Origin of the sequence: Streptomyces sp. Y7 (assembly GCF_043195415.1) — a bacterium.
In the GTDB taxonomy this organism is placed as follows: Bacteria; Actinomycetota; Actinomycetes; order Streptomycetales; family Streptomycetaceae; genus Streptomyces.
This window is the reverse complement of record NZ_JBIDDQ010000001.1, coordinates 502,434-517,473: the sequence shown is the minus strand read 5'-3', so window position 1 is coordinate 517,473 and position 15,040 is coordinate 502,434. Positions and strand designations below refer to the sequence as shown.

9 protein-coding genes are annotated in these 15,040 nt (G+C 71.2%); 3 read left to right on the top strand and 6 right to left on the bottom strand.

The window, feature by feature from the left end:
- Window positions 1–20 precede the first annotated feature (20 nt).
- The 5 genes from ACGFW6_RS02070 to ACGFW6_RS02050 form a co-directional block, all read right to left on the bottom strand.
- Window positions 21–1,688 (bottom strand): allophanate hydrolase, encoded by a 1,668-nt coding sequence (locus ACGFW6_RS02070; RefSeq protein ID WP_393505050.1) that lies wholly within the window; start codon window positions 1,686–1,688, stop codon window positions 21–23.
- A gap of 5 nt (window positions 1,689–1,693) precedes the next feature.
- Window positions 1,694–5,287 carry an urea carboxylase gene (uca, locus tag ACGFW6_RS02065; protein ID WP_393503530.1) on the bottom strand — a complete coding sequence of 1,198 codons (3,594 nt, stop codon included), beginning with the start codon at window positions 5,285–5,287 and terminating at the stop codon, window positions 1,694–1,696.
- Window positions 5,284–6,111, bottom strand: coding sequence for an urea amidolyase associated protein UAAP2 (locus ACGFW6_RS02060; protein ID WP_393503528.1), 828 nt, complete (start codon window positions 6,109–6,111; stop codon window positions 5,284–5,286). The genes uca and ACGFW6_RS02060 overlap by 4 nt, the downstream gene beginning before the upstream one ends.
- 73 nt (window positions 6,112–6,184) lie before the next feature.
- Window positions 6,185–7,120 (bottom strand): urea amidolyase associated protein UAAP1, encoded by a 936-nt coding sequence (locus ACGFW6_RS02055; RefSeq protein WP_393503525.1) that lies wholly within the window; start codon window positions 7,118–7,120, stop codon window positions 6,185–6,187.
- A 64-nt stretch (window positions 7,121–7,184) separates the two neighbouring features.
- On the bottom strand, window positions 7,185–8,783 hold the full coding sequence (locus tag ACGFW6_RS02050) for an amino acid permease (protein WP_393503522.1): 1,599 nt from the start codon (window positions 8,781–8,783) through the stop codon (window positions 7,185–7,187).
- Between the two features lie 233 nt (window positions 8,784–9,016).
- On the opposite strand from ACGFW6_RS02050, the gene ACGFW6_RS02045 reads away from it, so the two are divergent.
- Complete coding sequence (locus ACGFW6_RS02045) at window positions 9,017–10,216, top strand: cytochrome P450 (RefSeq protein WP_393503519.1); 1,200 nt, start codon at window positions 9,017–9,019, stop codon at window positions 10,214–10,216.
- Here the strand turns inward: ACGFW6_RS02045 and ACGFW6_RS02040 are convergent.
- Window positions 10,201–10,533 (bottom strand): hypothetical protein, encoded by a 333-nt coding sequence (locus tag ACGFW6_RS02040; protein ID WP_393503516.1) that lies wholly within the window; start codon window positions 10,531–10,533, stop codon window positions 10,201–10,203. The two genes, ACGFW6_RS02045 and ACGFW6_RS02040, sit on opposite strands and share 16 nt — an antisense overlap.
- 999 nt (window positions 10,534–11,532) lie before the next feature.
- On the opposite strand from ACGFW6_RS02040, the gene ACGFW6_RS02035 reads away from it, so the two are divergent.
- Both ACGFW6_RS02035 and ACGFW6_RS02030 read left to right on the top strand, forming a co-directional pair.
- The gene (locus ACGFW6_RS02035) at window positions 11,533–12,444 is read left to right on the top strand and encodes a ParB/RepB/Spo0J family partition protein (RefSeq protein WP_393503514.1); all 912 of its coding nucleotides are present in this window, start codon (window positions 11,533–11,535) and stop codon (window positions 12,442–12,444) included.
- A gap of 447 nt (window positions 12,445–12,891) precedes the next feature.
- Window positions 12,892–15,012: an ABC transporter ATP-binding protein gene (locus ACGFW6_RS02030; protein ID WP_393503511.1), complete on the top strand. Its 2,121-nt coding sequence runs from the start codon at window positions 12,892–12,894 to the stop codon at window positions 15,010–15,012.
- The last annotated feature ends 28 nt before the right edge of the window (window positions 15,013–15,040 follow it).

The following is a 15,040-nucleotide window of genomic DNA, read 5'->3' as shown; positions in this document are numbered from 1 at the left end:
CGCACCGGTTCCGCAGCCGGTCAGGAGGATGCCAGATAGGCCCGCCAGCCTCCGAAGCGGGTGATGTCGGGGGCGTTCTCGACGCCGTACGGCTCGACCAGGAACCCGCTGATCCGCCGTCCGTCGGCCAGTTCGACCGTGCCGATGGTCATCGGCGTGGGAACGGCGGCGGTCAGTGTCCCGAACCCCGCTGCCGGCAGCCGCCAGATCTCGCCCTCGATCCCCGCCCCGCCACCGGCGTTCGGGTCGCTGTCGGCGATCCGTACGAGGCCAGGCTTGGGCGGCCGGGTGGCCAGGGCGTGCAGCCGGTAGTGGGCCGCGGTGCGTGCCGGGCCCACGAACGTGCCGCCCGCCTGCACCAGTTGGACGTTGAGGGGCTGCCCGGTGAGGTGGGCGCCGACTACGAACAGGTCGATCCCGGGAGCGGCGAACCGCTCGGCCAGGGCCGCCAGGGCGCGGTCGGAGAAGGCCGGGCCGGTGAACATCACGCCGAACGGCAGGCCCGCCACGAAGCCGGCGGGGACGGCCAGCGAGGCGTAGTCCAGCAGATTGGCGAAGTTGGTGAAGCGTCCCATGCGGGCGTTGGTCGCGACCGGGTCCGCGGCCACCTCGTCGAGGGTGGGATGCCAGGTGGTCGTCGGCGTGAGAAGCGCCGCGCAGCCGTCGAGAGCGGTGCGGGCGGCGGCGCCGAGAGCGGCGAGCCGGGCGGTGTCGGTGGCCCATTCGGCGGCGGTCTTCTCCCGGCCGGCGAGGATGATGGAGGCGACGGTGGGGTCGAGGTCCGTACCGATCAGTTCCCGGTGCTTGTCCAGGTGCTCGCCCACCGCGGCGTACCGCTCGGCCACGAACGCGCCGTCGTACAGCAGTTGCGCGGCCTCCAACAGCGGGGTCACATCGGCCTCGACGATCTCCACTCCGGTGCTCGCCATGCGGGCGACCGCGGTGGCGAAGGCCTCGCGCCAGCCGACGGCCATGCCCCGCAGGTTCTCCTCGGCCGGGACGGCGACCCTGGGACGCGCGGACGGTGCCGGCAGTCCGGCGTCGGTGCGGGAGAGCGGGTCGGCGGGGTCGGGGCCCTCGACGATCTCGGCGGCCGTGCGGGCGAGTCGCAGGTCGCGGGCGAAGACGGTCACACAGTCGAGGGTGTAGCAGGCCGGGACCACACCCGTCACGGGCACCAGGCCCTTGGTGGGTTTGACCCCGACGATGCCGTTGAGGGCCGCGGGCACGCGCCCGGAGCCGGCCGTGTCGGTGCCCAGCGCGATGTCGGCGATGCCCAGCGCCACCGCCACGGCGGAGCCGGACGACGAACCGCCGGAGATCCGGGCCGGGTCCCAGGCGTTGCGCACCGCACCGTGGGGGCTGCGGGTGCCGACCAGGCCGGTGGCGAACTGATCCAGGTTGGTCTTGCCGAGCACCAGCGCGCCGGCCGCGCGCAGCCGTGCCACCGCGGGCGCGTCGGCGTCGGGCCAGTATGTGTACGACGGCGCGCCGGCGGTCGTGGGCAGCCCGGCCACGTCGATGTTGTCCTTGACGGCTGCGACCAGACCGGCCAGCGGACGTGCCGGATCGATCCGGGCGGCTTCGCCGAGCACCTCGTCGCGGGGCCTGAGGTGGATCCAGATCTCGGGCCGGCCGGCGGACTCGATGCGGTCGTAGGCGGCCTCGACACGCTCGGCCGGGGTCATGGCGCTCATACCCGCACCGCCGCGAGGACCTGACCCGGGGCGACCTGTTCACCGGGCTTCACGTAGATCTCCAGGAGCGTTCCGGTGGCGGGGGCGCTCACTTTGGACTCCATCTTCATCGCCTCCAGAGAGAGGATCGGGTCGCCTTCGGCGACGGTGGTGCCCGGCTGCGCGACGGTCTGCCAGACGGTGGCGGTGAAGGGCGCGGTGACCGGGACCGCGCCGTCCGGCACGACAACGGCGTCGGCGGCCGGGGGCTCGGGGTCGTCGTCGCGGTCGAACTCCCCGGCTGCCCGCCAGCGTTCCTTCTCCGCCTCGAACGCGGCGTTCTGCCGCTGCCGAAAGGCGGCGATCGAGTCGGCGTTCGCGGCCAGGAACGCGCTGTGGTCGGCGATCGAGAAAGTACCTTCCCGCGTGTCGAAGAGACCTCGGCCGGCATCGGTCTCGGCGCGCAGTTCCAGCAGTTCCTCCGCGGTGACGGGGTACCACTCGATGCGGTCGAAGAAGCGCAGCGCCCAGGGGGAGTCCTGGAACAGGCCGCCCCTGCGGAACCGGTTCCAGATCTGCACGGTGCGGCCGACGAACTGGTAGCCGCCGGGGCCCTCCATGCCGTAGACGCACAGGTAGGCACCGCCGATGCCGACGGAGTTCTCCGCGGTCCAGGTGCGGGCCGGGTTGTACTTGGTGGTCACCAGGCGGTGCCGTGGGTCCAGCGGGGTCGCCACGGGGGCGCCGAGGTAGACGTCACCGAGGCCGAGCACCAGGTACGAGGCGTCGAAGACCGTGCGGTAGACGTCGTCGGCGCTGTCCAGGCCGTTGATCCGGCGGATGAACTCGATGTTCCACGGGCACCACGGGGCGTCGTCGCGCACCCCGGCCATGTACCGCTCGATGGCGAGGCGGGTGGCCGGGTCGTCCCAGCTGAGCGGCAGCCGCACGGTACGGGAGGGCACCTCCAGCTCGCTGGTGGGCGGGACCTCGTCCTCCAGTTCGCGCAGCAGGGCGGTGAGGTCGCGGGCCTCGAGGCGGCGGGCGTCGGTGTGGATCTGAAGGGAACGGATGCCGGGGGTGACGTCGACGATGCCGTCGGGGGCGTGCGCGGCGAGGGTCTCCTGCAGGGCGTGCACGCGCATCCGCAGGCCGAGGTCGAGTGCCATGGGGCCGTACTCGACGAGGACGTTGTCGTGGCCGTCCCGGCGGTAGGTGACCGAGGGGCGGGCAGCGGTGGCCTCCATGCGGTCCAGTACGCCGTCGTCGCCGTCGCCGCCCGAGCTGATCAGCGCGGGTGAGGCACGGCGGGCGTCGAGGGCGCCTGCCTCGGCCTCCTTGACGGGTACGAACCGGACGCTGTCGCCGGGGCGGAGCTGGCCGAGCTTCCACAGGTCGCCGCCCGCGACCACCGCGGGACAGACGAACCCGCCGAGGGACGGCCCGTCGGGGCCGAGGACGATCGGAGTGTCGCCGGTGAAGTCCAGAGCGCCCACCGCGTACGGCGTGTCGTGGATGTTGGAGGGGTGCAGTCCGGCCTCGCCGCCGTCCTGGCGTGCCCAGCGCGGTCTGGGTCCGATCAGGCGCACACCGGTGCGGGCGGAGTTGTGGTGCACCTTGTAGTCGGTGGCGTAGAGGGTGTCGATGTCCTCGCGGGTGAAGAACTCCGGTGCCGCGTGCGGTCCTTCGGTGACCCCGATCCGCCAGTGCGAGGTGATCGCGGGACGGCGCTCGGGCGGCGTCGGTCCCCCCGCGGTGGCCATGTCCGCCGTCCCGGGCCGCAGCACGTCTCCGGCGAGCAGCGCCCGGCCGCCGTGCCCGCCGAAGCCACCGAGCGTGAACGTGGAAGCGCTGCCCAGGTAGGCGGGCACATCGATGCCGCCCCGGACGGCCACATAGGTGCGCAGGCCCGGCCCTTGCGCGGCACCGAGGCGCAGGGTGGCACCGGCCGGCACCGGCACCGGTTCCCACAGGTCCGCCGCGCTTGCGTCCACGGTGACGGCGACGGGGGCGCCGGTGACGGCGACCACGGTGGACTCGGAGAAGCGCAGGGTGACGCCGCCGGCGGTGACTTCGAGAGCGGGGGCCTCGGCCGGATTGCCGACGGCCAGGTTGGCCTCGGCGAAGGAGACCCGGTCGAAGGGCCCGCTCGGCGGCACGCCGACGTGCCAGTAGCCGAGCCGGCCGGGCAGGTCCTGGACTGTGGTCATCGCTCCCGGCACCAGGACGTCGATACGGGCCTCGGGGTCGGCGGTGGTGGCGAGAGTGCTGGTGCTGTGCACGGCCTCGCGTACCTCGTCGCGCACGGTCAGCGAGCGCAGCAGGCCCAGATTGGTGACGATGCCGTCGATCCGGCTGGCGTCCAGGGCCGCTCCGAGGACGTCGAAGGCGGTGTCGCGGTCGGCGCCGTGCGCGATGACCTTGGCGAGCATGGGGTCGTAGTACGGCGAGACGTCCAGGCCGGTCTCGGCGAAACCGTCGACGCGCACACCCGGTAGCGCGTCCGCATCCTGGCCGGGGAAGACCGCCCGGGTGATCAGGCCCGACGACGGCAGCGAGTCCTTGCCGGGGTCCTCCGCGTAGACCCGGGCCTGCACGGCATGTCCCAACGGCGTCCACTCCCGCTCGAACACGGCGTCGTCGCTCCGGCCGTCACGGGCCAGCGCGAGCATGAGCGCGACGAGATCGACGCCGTACGCCTCCTCGGTGACCGGGTGTTCGACCTGGAGCCGGGTGTTGACCTCCAGGAAGGCGGCTTCCTCGCGCACCGGGTCGTAGACGAACTCCACGGTTCCCGCGCCGCGGTAGCCGACCGAGGAGAGCAGCCGGCGGGAGGAGTCGTGCAGCAGGGCACGGACGTGGCCGGGCAGGGCCGGGGCCGGGGCCTCCTCGACCACCTTCTGGTTGCGGCGCTGCAACGAGCAGTCACGGTCTCCGATGACGGCGATCCGGCCGGTGCCGTCGCCGAAGACCTGTACCTCGACGTGCCGGGCCGGGCGCACCAGGCGCTCCAGGAACACTCCCGCCGATCCGAAGTGGGACTCCGCGAGCGCGGCGACGCGGGCGAAGGCGTCGCGCACCTCCTCGGTGGTGGCGCAGGCCTGCATCCCGATGCCGCCGCCGCCTCCGGTGGCCTTGACCATCACGGGCAGCCCGATCGACTCGGCAGCGGTGACGGCCTCTTCGGCGCCCGCCAGCAGTTCGGTCCCGGCCAGCAGCGGCACCCCGGCCGACGCGGCCAGGGCACGGGCGGTGTGCTTCTCGCCGAAAGCGGTGATCTGGTCGGGGGTAGGGCCCGCGAACCGCAGGCCGGCGTCCTCGACGGCGCGGGCGAAGGCGGCGTTCTCGGACAGGAAACCGTAGCCGGGGTGGATGATGCCCGCGCCGTGTTCGAGCGCGGCCGCCACGATCGCGTCGCCGCGCAGATACGAGTCGCGGGCGGGCGCCGGACCGAGCCGGACGGCGTGGTCGGCCTCGCGGACGTGCGGGGCGGCGCGGTCGGCGTCGGAGAACACGGCGACGGTCGCCAGGCCCATCCTCCGGGCCGTGCGGATGACGCGGCGGGCTATCTCCCCGCGATTGGCGACGAGTACGCCGACGGGGCGGGTCACGCGGCGTCCTCCGAGGTGTGCGTGCCCTGTGCCGCGGCGGGTTCCCGGCTCGCGTCGAGAGGGCTCGCGGAGATCTCCGGGGTGCGGGGGTCCACGACGATCATCCGCAGCGGGGTCGGGTTGAAGTCGTTGCACGGGTTGTTCATCTGCGGGCAGTTGGACACCATCACCAGGACGTCCCGCTCGGCGCGCACCGCGACCCGCCGGCCGGGCGCCGACATGCCGTCGACGATGCCCAGCGCGCCGTCCGCCTCGACGGGCACGTTCATGAACCAGTTGAGGTTGGAGACGAGGTCCCGCACCCCGAGCCCGCGCCGGGAAGCCTCGGCGAGGAAGTTCTCGCGGCAGCCGTGATGGAACATCACGTGGTGGCCGTAGCGCAGGGTGTTGGACTCCTTGCCGCAGGCACCGCCGATGGTGTCCTGGCGGTCGATCTCGTTGGCGACGACGGTCATCAGCGGGCGGCCCTCATTGCTGCGCAGGACGGTGCCGGTACGCACATAGGCGTTGCCCTGCCAGGCCAGGGTGTCGGGGACGCTGTAGCGCTCCTGGGGGTCGTCCGCGTTGTAGAGGAGACAGTCGGCGGACTGGTTGCCGCCCACGTCGACGATCGTCAGGACGTGACCCTCGGGCACCACCGCCGACCAGGGCGCGTTGGGCGCCACCTTCTCGTCCAGGACCACGGCGCCCCCGACCAGGCTCGCCCCCCAGTCAAGGGGCGAACCTTCGGCGTGCACGGCACCGACCGGAACGGTGGAGGCGACGGTGCCGCCCGAGGCGGTGGGGTAGGTGCGCAGGATGTTTCCCGTGCTCGCGGCGCTCACGGTGCTTCCTGCGCTCGCGGCGCTCACGGTGCTTCCTGCGCTCGCGGTGCTCTCGGTCCGACTGGTCGTCATGTCACAGCCCCCGGGCTTCGCAGTAGTCGACGGTGTTGAGGTACGCCCGGTGCAGCTCGGGCGTCGTGGTGAACCGCTCCTCGCCGGGACCTGTCGCGGGGCCGCGCCAGGCGTGCACCCGCAGGGGTCCGACGATGTAGTCGGGGCGCGGGTCCAGCGGGTGCGCGACGTTGGCGACCAGCACCAGGAGGGGCATTTCCGCGACGAGTTCGACATGCGTGCCCCGTCCCGCGCCGCCCTGCCACGCGAGGGCACCGTCGGCCTCGACGCGCACCCCCTGGAAGAAGGACACCCCGGGCGGCAGATCGCGCCGGCCCAGGCCGTGTCTGGCGGCCGCCTTGAGGAAAAGGGCTCGGCCGGACGGCGACGGTCCCTCCGGGCGGGCGTCCCCGTACTTGCGCTCGTTCCAGGCGTCGGTGGTGGTGCCGCAGAAGGCGTCGTGCCGACCGGAGGAGTCGCCGGTGACGACGGCCAAGATCCTGCCGTCGCCCGACAACAGAGGGTGGTTCACGCCCAAGTAGGCCTGCCAGGGGATCTTCTGGGTGTCCGCGACGTTGAGCCGCTCGACCGGTTCAAGGGCGTTGAAGAGCAGCAGATGGGCGCAGGCGTCACCGGTCGGGTCGTCGAAGCGCAAGCGGCTGCCGCGGGCGAGGACCTTGTGGGTGTAGCCGCCGGGCGCCACCGTCTCCGCCCACACCAGCGCGGCCGGGTCCACGCCCGGCGGGCAGTGGGGGGTGGCGGAGGCGGGCAGGTACGGCATCCACTCGCCCGCCTGTCCGCCCTGGGCACGGGCGTCGTCGCGGGCGTTGCGGACGCTGTCGGTCAGGTGCAGGTCACGCACGCCGCCGGGGGTGTTCTCGGTGGCCTGCTGCGCGCCGGGGTCCGCGGTGGGGCGCCGGTCGTGCGGGGTGGCCGTCGGCCCTTCGGTCCTCGTCATGGGTGTGCCGTCGTCCCTTCTTCGGTGCGTCCGGTAGTGCGTGGCCGGGTGTGCGGTGATGGCGTCAGGCGGGCTCGGGAACGGCCTCGGTGGGCGGTTCGAGGTGTGTGTGGGGGACGTGCCGCAGTTCGATGTGGTGGTGCAGCCGGCGGGCGAGGAAGTAGGCGGCGCCGACGGCGAGGCTGAGCCCGATGAAGAGCAGCGCGCTCCACTGCAGCCACCAGGTGCCCTCGGTGAGGTCGTAGATCTCCGCTCGCGGCCACAGCAGGTTGACCGCCATGCCGATCTGGAAGAGCACGGCGAGCGTGTTGACGAGCGTTCCCCAGCGGCCCAGTGAGAACAGCGGCCGGCCCGTCTCGTCGACGCCGTCCGGGAGCCGGTCGGTGCCCCGGTGCCGGATCCGGGCGACCAGCAACGGGAGTGTCACGCCCAGGTAGGCGAGGTAGAGCATGGCGATGCACAGACTGGAGAGGGCGGTGAAGATCGCCGACTGACGGACGTTCACGAGGAGCGCGATCGCCGCGCCCACGCCCACCACGATCGAGGTGGTGATCGGTGTGCCGGTGCGGGCCGAGACCTTCGCGAGGGAGCGGTGGAAGGGCAGGGCTCCCTCGCGCGCCATGGAGTAGATCATGCGGGCGCCGGAGGTCTGCACGGCGAGCGTGCAGGCGAACACCGCGACCGCCACGCAGCACAGCAGCAGTCGGCCCAGGACGTCGCCGAGCCGGTCGGTGAGCACCCAGGAAAGGCCGCCGGCGGCCAGGTTGCCGTCGGTGAGGCTCCTGGCGGCCAACAGCCCCGACAGGATCAGCAGTGCTCCGCCGACGCCCGAGATGACCAGCGCCCGCAGGATGGTCCGCGGAGTGGTCCGGCGCGGGCTGTGCGTCTCCTCCGCGAGCTCGCCCGCCGAGTCGAAGCCGACCATGACGTACGCCGCCATCAGCGACGACGCGAGGAACGCCCCGAGATAGCCGCCCTCCGCGGCCCAACCGGTGTTGTGGAGCACCACCTGCGGGCCTCGCTCCGGCAGGAAGAAGAGCACCAGCACCAGGGCGATCACCCCGACGATCTCGATCGTCACGCCGACGCTGGTGGCGGCGGCCATCTGACGGATGCCGAGGATGTTCACGACGGTGGTGATCACCAACAGGACGCAGCCCAGGAGGACCGCGTTCTGGGCGCCGCTCGGGGAGGCGACCGACGGATCCGCGTGCGGGCCACCGACGAGCTGGAATCCGGACCAGATGCCCGGCAGCACCGCCTGCGCGGCGATCGCGGCCGCCGCGACGGTGAGGATCTGACCAATGATCATGATCCAGCCGGTGAACCAGCCCACCGTGGTGCCCGCCAGTCGGCTCGACCACTGGTAGATCGCCCCGGAGATGGGCCAGCGCGCCGCCATTTCGGCGAAGCAGAGGGCGACCAGCAGCTGGCCCGCGAAGACCAGCGGCCAGGTCCAGAAGAACGCCGCCCCGCCGAGGCCGAAGCCGAGGCCGAAGAGCTGGAAGACGGTGGTGAGGATCGACACGAAGGAGAACCCGGCGGCGAATGACGCGAAGCCGCCCATCCCGCGCCGCAGTTCCTGGTGGTAACCGACGGGAACGGGTCCGGTCCCGACGCCATCGACGGGATGTGACGCAGGGGTGAGCTCAGATCGGTTCATCACCGCACCTCCGGGCGAGGGTTACCTGTCGGGCGACAGGTATTGCGATGGTGAGGTGGAGCGGTCTCGCGTCCGAGTCACGGGCGTTAACGTCGTGTAACCGGGCCCTCTCATCCGGGACTTGCCGGATCCGCGGTGCCCGGCGTCGCCCGGGACAAGCCGCCGTCGGCAGGTCCGGTCGTCCCGTTAACCTTGACCATGAACGGTTTCCCAGGCCACGGCCGAGGTGTGCGATGAGGACGGTCGGCTCTTTCCCGGTCGGAGCGGCGACCACGCTCGCCGAGCTCACCCGGGATCCGCACCCGCGACTGGCGGAGCTGCGCGCGCGGGAGCCCGTCTCCTGGCTGCCCGAGCTGGACGGCTGGCTGGTGACCCGTCGCGACCTCGCGCTGAGCGTGATGCGCGACGCCGCGACCTTCACCGTCGACGACCCCCGGTTCTCCACCGCGCAGGTCGTGGGGCCGAGCATGCTGTCCCTGGACGGCGAGGAGCACACCCGTCACCGTGAGCCCTTCGCCGCGCCCTTCCGGCCCAGGGCGGTACGCGACGGATTCGCCTCGTTCATCGAGCGTGAGGTCGATCGGCTCATCACCGCACTGGAACCGGCGGGCGCCGCCGATCTGCGGCGCACCTTCGCCGGTCCGCTCGCGGTCGCCGTCGTGACCGAGGCGCTCGGGCTGGTGGGCACCACCGCGGACACGGTGCTGCGCTGGTACGACGCGATCGTGCGGTCGGTCTCGGACCTCACCGCCGGACGCGCGGCCGGGCCTGCCGGTGGTGCCGCCTACGCGCAGCTACGGGCCGCGGTGGAGGACACCATCGCCTCCCGGGGCGCGTCGTCGCTTCTCGGTTCGGCCGCCGGTCGGCTGGCGCCGCCCGAAGTGGCCTCGAACGCCGCTGTCCTGATGTTCGGCGGCATCGAGACCACCGAGGCGATGATCACCAACGCGCTGCTGCACCTCCTGCGACACCCTTCCCAGTTGGCCCTGGTCCGAGCGGACGCCGACCTGCTGGACGGCGCGATCGAGGAGTCGCTGCGCCTCGAACCCGGCGCCGCGGTCGTGGACCGCTACGCCACACGGGACACGGAGCTCGGACCGGCCACGATCCGGCAGGGGGAACTGGTCACCGTCTCCCTCGCGGGAGCCAACCGCGACCCGGCCGTGTTCCCCGACCCCGACCGATTCGACGTCCGCCGCGAGAACGCACGTCTGCAACTCGCCTTCGCACAGGGCCCGCACTACTGCCTCGCCGCACACCTGGCCCGCCTGGAGGCCCGCATCGCCCTGCAGCGTCTGCTCGAACGCCTCCCCGCCCTGCGTCTCGACCCCGACCGTCCCACCGCTGCGTGCGGTCTGGTCTTCCGCAAGCCTCCCTCCCTGCACGTGCGGTGGGAGGAAAGCGGGGCCGGTGCCGCTCACCCCGCGGAGTAGCGGTTCCGTACGTCGCCGTCGTCGGCCGCGTCCGTATCCGCGGCCGAATCCAGGCTCGGCAGCACGAAGTTGACGATCGTGAGGTGGTGGCCGCAGTGGGGGCAGGACGCCTCGGTTCCGAGCGGCGGCAGCGGCGTCGGCCGACCGGTGTCTCCGTCGTCGGTGGAAGTCTCGGAGACGGTCCGCGTCTTGTCGGCCCGCTCCCACAGGGCGCGGCAGGTGGCGGTGCAGAACCGTGAGTCGGGGCGGCCCCGGCGACGGGCTGTCGGGACGAACTCGACGCCGCAAGTGGCGCAGAGACTGGTTGCGTTGCCCATGGAGCCTCCCGGGTCGGAGTGGGGGTGGTCGCGATCCGTGCTCAGTAGAGCGCGTCCATGGTTACCGCGCCGGAACGCCTGCCGTTACCTCCCTGCAACCCGCCCTGTGCGACGTGCCCGCGACGGCGCAGGCCGAGCGGCTGTTACTTCGCTGAAACCCCCTCGGTGAGAGCATCGGGCGCCGGCGGTGAAGTCAGGACTGCCCAGACCCCGCGCGAAACGGATTTGATCGGTCGCCGGGTTGCGAGCTCGGCAATCGGCGGCCCCACGGGAGGGAGAGGAAATCCGCTTCCGGGGTCTTCGGCGCCCGTTGCGACGGCCGCCGCTTTTATCGTGCCGAGTTGTGCACTTGCCCGACCGAGCGGTCGGACGGTGGTTGAATGGGCGAGGGATAGCCGGTAGGTAAGGGAGAATGTTCCATTCCGGCTTCGGTTCGCCCCGCATCCGCGTGTTCGGGGAAATTGGCGGGCCGTCTCAAGTGCTGGATGGCGCGCTGCGGTCCGACTTCTGGACTGTGCGCTGCTGTTAGAGTGAACGCGCCAGGAAAAAGGACTCTTGTTCGCCTGGAGTCTCGTTCGAAAAGCGAGCGCGTCATAGTTCGGCTCCTCGCCAGAGCGGACTCCACAGGTCTACGAACCGTAGTGACTCGGGACCTGACTGCCTCGACGCAGTGGTGGCGCAGCCGTACAGCGCCGGCACCGTGGACCCGATCTCCACGATATGAGCGCGTGATGTCGACCAACGTCGCCCGGCCTCTTGTCATCAGTGGCGACGGATCGACTCGTGTCAGCGGAATCGGTGTGTGCCGGAGGGCGTCGCGCGAGATTGCGACGCGTGGGGAAGGCGTTGATCGAGCGAACGGAGATGTGGGTGCGACGGGGGAGTACCGATGACAGGATTGTCGACGTTGACATCCGAGCATTATCGGCGGAAGGTTCACCGAGAAACGCGGGGGAGGATCCGGATCACGTTGCGGCACTCGCGGAATTAGATACTCCATTGCCGCCGATAATCGTGCACCGCGACTCGATGCGGGTGATCGACGGGCTGCACCGACTGCGTGCCGCCCAGTTGCGCGGCCACAGCACCATCGCGGTGACGTTCTACGACGGCACGGAGGCGGATGCCTTCGTGCTCGCCGTCGAGTCCAATGTGCGGCACGGGCTGCCGCTGTCTCTCCCGGACCGCAAACGGGCGGCGGTGCGGATCATCGCCACGCATCCGCAGTGGTCGGACCGGAAGATCGCCTCCGTGACGGGCATCGCCCCGGGCACGGTCGCCGACGTGCGCCGTTCGGCGCCGGTCGGCACGCCCGGCGAGAGCTTCGCGCGGATCGGACGGGACGGGCGGGTCCGGCCCGTCGACATCGCCGAGGGGCGCAGGCGGGCCGGACAGCTGATCACCGAGAACCCGAATCTCTCGCTGCGCCAGATCGCCCGGGCCGCCGGCATCTCCCCGGAGACCGCGCGGGACGTGCGCAATCGCCTCAGCCGGGGGGAGGAGCCGCTGCTCCCTCCGCGGCCCCGAGGGGTCCGGCCCCGTCCGCGTGAGGAGATGCTGAAGGTGGTGCCGCAGCCGGGCCATGAGGAGACCCGGCATGACGCGGTTGCCGGGCCCGCCTTCACGGAAGGGCTCTCGGCGGTGAACCGGCTCAAGGCGGACCCCGCTCTCCGACTCAATGAGACAGGGCGTCAATTGCTGCGGCTGCTCAGCGTGCACATGCTCCCGCCGGCCGAGTGGGAGGGAATAGTCGACACCGTGCCGCCGTACTGGAGCGGAACCGTGGCGCATCTGGCCCGCGAGTGCGCGCATATCTGGGAAGAGGTCGCCGCCCGGGTGGAGAAGAACGTTGCCCAGGGCGATGACGCACCGACTTCCCGGGCGGATTCGCCGGCCTGTCCGACCGTGTGAGTTCACCGGCCCGTATGCCCGTGCGTTCACCCGTCTGAACGCTCGCGCGGCTTCACCTGATTGTCCAACTGCGTGACGCGAGCGGTTGGACGCCGAAGCCGCTGAACCTTCTCGCGACAAACGGAAGCCTTCCGGCCGGGCGGCATTACGGAAGCCGCCCGCCGGAACGGCATGCCCGTCCGGCCGGGCGACGCTTTTTCGCGGCCGGGGCGCACACCATTCGCACCGGGTGCTTCTACGCGCGCAGCACCCTTGAATTCTGTCATGTGCACGATTGTTTGATGGTGTGTCCGTCATGCGGAAAAGCTCAGCCGGAGCACGTGGTTGGCCGGAATTCAGACAGGTATCGTCGCCTCCCGGATCGCGGGCCGGAATGAGGTCGAGAACCATCCCCCCATTCGCGGCCACCGCATCCCCGAATCCCAACTGCAGGAGGTCCCCGTCGACATGCTGGTCACTCAGACCCCCAGTGGGGTGATGATGAAGGGCGGCGAGGATTCGGAGCCCTCCAAGATCAGGCCGGGAACATCGCGCCGGGTACTCGCTTTTGTGGGGCCGCATCGCAAAACGGTGCTCGCCCTCATTCTCGTGACCCTCGTCGATTCCCTCGTCATCGTCACCACTCCGCTCCTGCTGAAGGAGATCGTCGACGGCGGGATCATGAAGGACGACGCCCAGGTCGTCGTCGTACTGGCGCTGATCGTCGCCGCGCTCGCCCTGGTGGGCTCCGTCACCCAACTCGCACAGAGCGCCCTGTCCGGCCGTATCGGCCAGGGAGTCAGCTACGACCTGCGGGTCCAGGCGTTCCGCCATGTGCAGCGCATGCCGCTGGCCTTCTTCACCCGCACCCAGACCGGCGCCCTCTCCAGCCGACTCAGCACGGATGTGGTCATGGCCCAACAGGCCCTCACCACCTTGCTGCTGTCGGCGACCGGCGCCCTCACCGTGGTGCTGGTACTCGCCGAGATGTTCTATCTCTCCTGGCTCGTCAGTCTCATCGCACTCGTGCTGCTGCCCCTGTTCTTCTTTCCCTGGCTCTACATCGGCCGCAGGCTCCAGGCGTACTCCCGGAAGCAGATGGAACTGCACGCCAATCTGAGCGGCACGATTCACGAGCGCTTCAACGTGCAAGGCGCCATGCTCGCCAAGCTGTTCGGACGCCCGGCGGAGGAACTGGCCAAGTACCAGGGCGAGGCGCGGAACGTACGCGAGGTCGGCGTACGGCTGACCATCTACAGCCGTCTCGCCTTCATCCTGATGGCCCTGCTCACCGCGCTCACCACCGCACTGGTCTACGGCGTCGGCGGCGGCCTCGTGCTCGACGACGTCATCGGACTCGGCACGCTGGTGGCCCTGGCCACCCTGCTGGGGCGGCTGTTCGGCCCCATCACCCAGCTCTCCAGCATGCAGGCCAACGCCCTGACCGTGCTGGTCAGTTTCGACCGGATCTTCGAACTGCTCGACATCAAACCGCTCATCGAGGAACGCCCGTACGCGGTCGCTCTTCCGGCCCCCAGCAGCAGCTCGGCCCCCGAGATCCGCTTCGAGCAGGTGTCCTTCGCCTACCCCCGCCCCGAAGAGGTCTCCCTGGCCTCCTTGGAGACGCGACCGGCCCCCGGTGAGCAACGCGGCCTGTCCGTTCCGGAGGTCCTGCACGGACTGGACTTCAGCGTCGCCCCCGGCACCCTCACCGCACTCGTCGGCCCCTCCGGCGCCGGCAAGACCACCATCACCCACCTGGTGTCCCGGCTGTACGACGTGACCTCGGGAGCCGTCCGCATCGACGACCAGGACGTACGCGACCTCACCTTCGACTCGCTGCGCGCCACCGTCGGAGTCGTCGCCCAGGACGCGTACCTGTTCCACGACACCATCCGGGCGAACCTCGCCTATGCCCGCCCCGAGGCCACCGAGGACGAACTCGTCGAGGCGTGCGAGCAGGCCCGCATCCTGGACCTGGTCCGCTCCCTGCCCGACGGACTCGACACGGTCGTCGGTGACCGCGGCTTCCGGCTCTCGGGCGGCGAGAAGCAGCGACTGGCCGTGGCCCGGCTCCTGTTGAAGGCACCGGCGATCGTGGTGCTCGACGAGGCCACCGCCCACCTGGACTCCGAATCGGAGGCCGCCGTCCAGCGCGCCCTCAAGACGGCCCTGAGCAACCGCACGTCCTTGGTGATCGCCCACCGGCTCTCCACCGTCCGCGAGGCCGACCAGATCCTCGTGATCGACGAGGGCCGGGTCCGCGAACGCGGCACCCACGAGGAACTCCTCGCCGCCGGCGGCCTCTACACCCACCTCTACACCACCCAGTTCAGCAAGTCCGAGACGCTGCCTCCGCCCCGCAGCAACGGACACCGCGAGCAGGCTCCGCCCCAGGCCCCGACCGGCCCGAGGATCCGGACACGCGGCGGGGCCATGGGCGGCGGAACGGGCCCCGCAGGCATGGGAGGCGGCATGCCCGGAGGCGGAATGGGCGGACCCGGAATGGGCGGTCCCGGAATGGGCGGAACTGGATTGGGCGGGCCCGGTGCGCGAGGCCCACGGGTTCGGGGCGACGGCTCCCCCTGAACAGCACCAGCAGCCCGAGAAGCGGTCG

Excerpts from the sequence above, each read along its gene's own strand:
- ACGFW6_RS02070 (WP_393505050.1), bottom strand. The coding sequence starts at position 1,688 with ATGACCCCGGCCGAGCGTGTCGAGGCCGCCTACGACCGCATCGAGTCC.
- ACGFW6_RS02055 (WP_393503525.1), bottom strand. The coding sequence starts at position 7,120 with ATGACGAGGACCGAAGGGCCGACGGCCACCCCGCACGACCGGCGCCCC.
- ACGFW6_RS02050 (WP_393503522.1), bottom strand. The coding sequence starts at position 8,783 with ATGAACCGATCTGAGCTCACCCCTGCGTCACATCCCGTCGATGGCGTC.
- ACGFW6_RS02045 (WP_393503519.1), top strand. The coding sequence starts at position 9,017 with ATGAGGACGGTCGGCTCTTTCCCGGTCGGAGCGGCGACCACGCTCGCC.
- ACGFW6_RS02040 (WP_393503516.1), bottom strand. The coding sequence starts at position 10,533 with ATGGGCAACGCAACCAGTCTCTGCGCCACTTGCGGCGTCGAGTTCGTC.
- ACGFW6_RS02030 (WP_393503511.1), top strand. The coding sequence starts at position 12,892 with ATGCTGGTCACTCAGACCCCCAGTGGGGTGATGATGAAGGGCGGCGAG.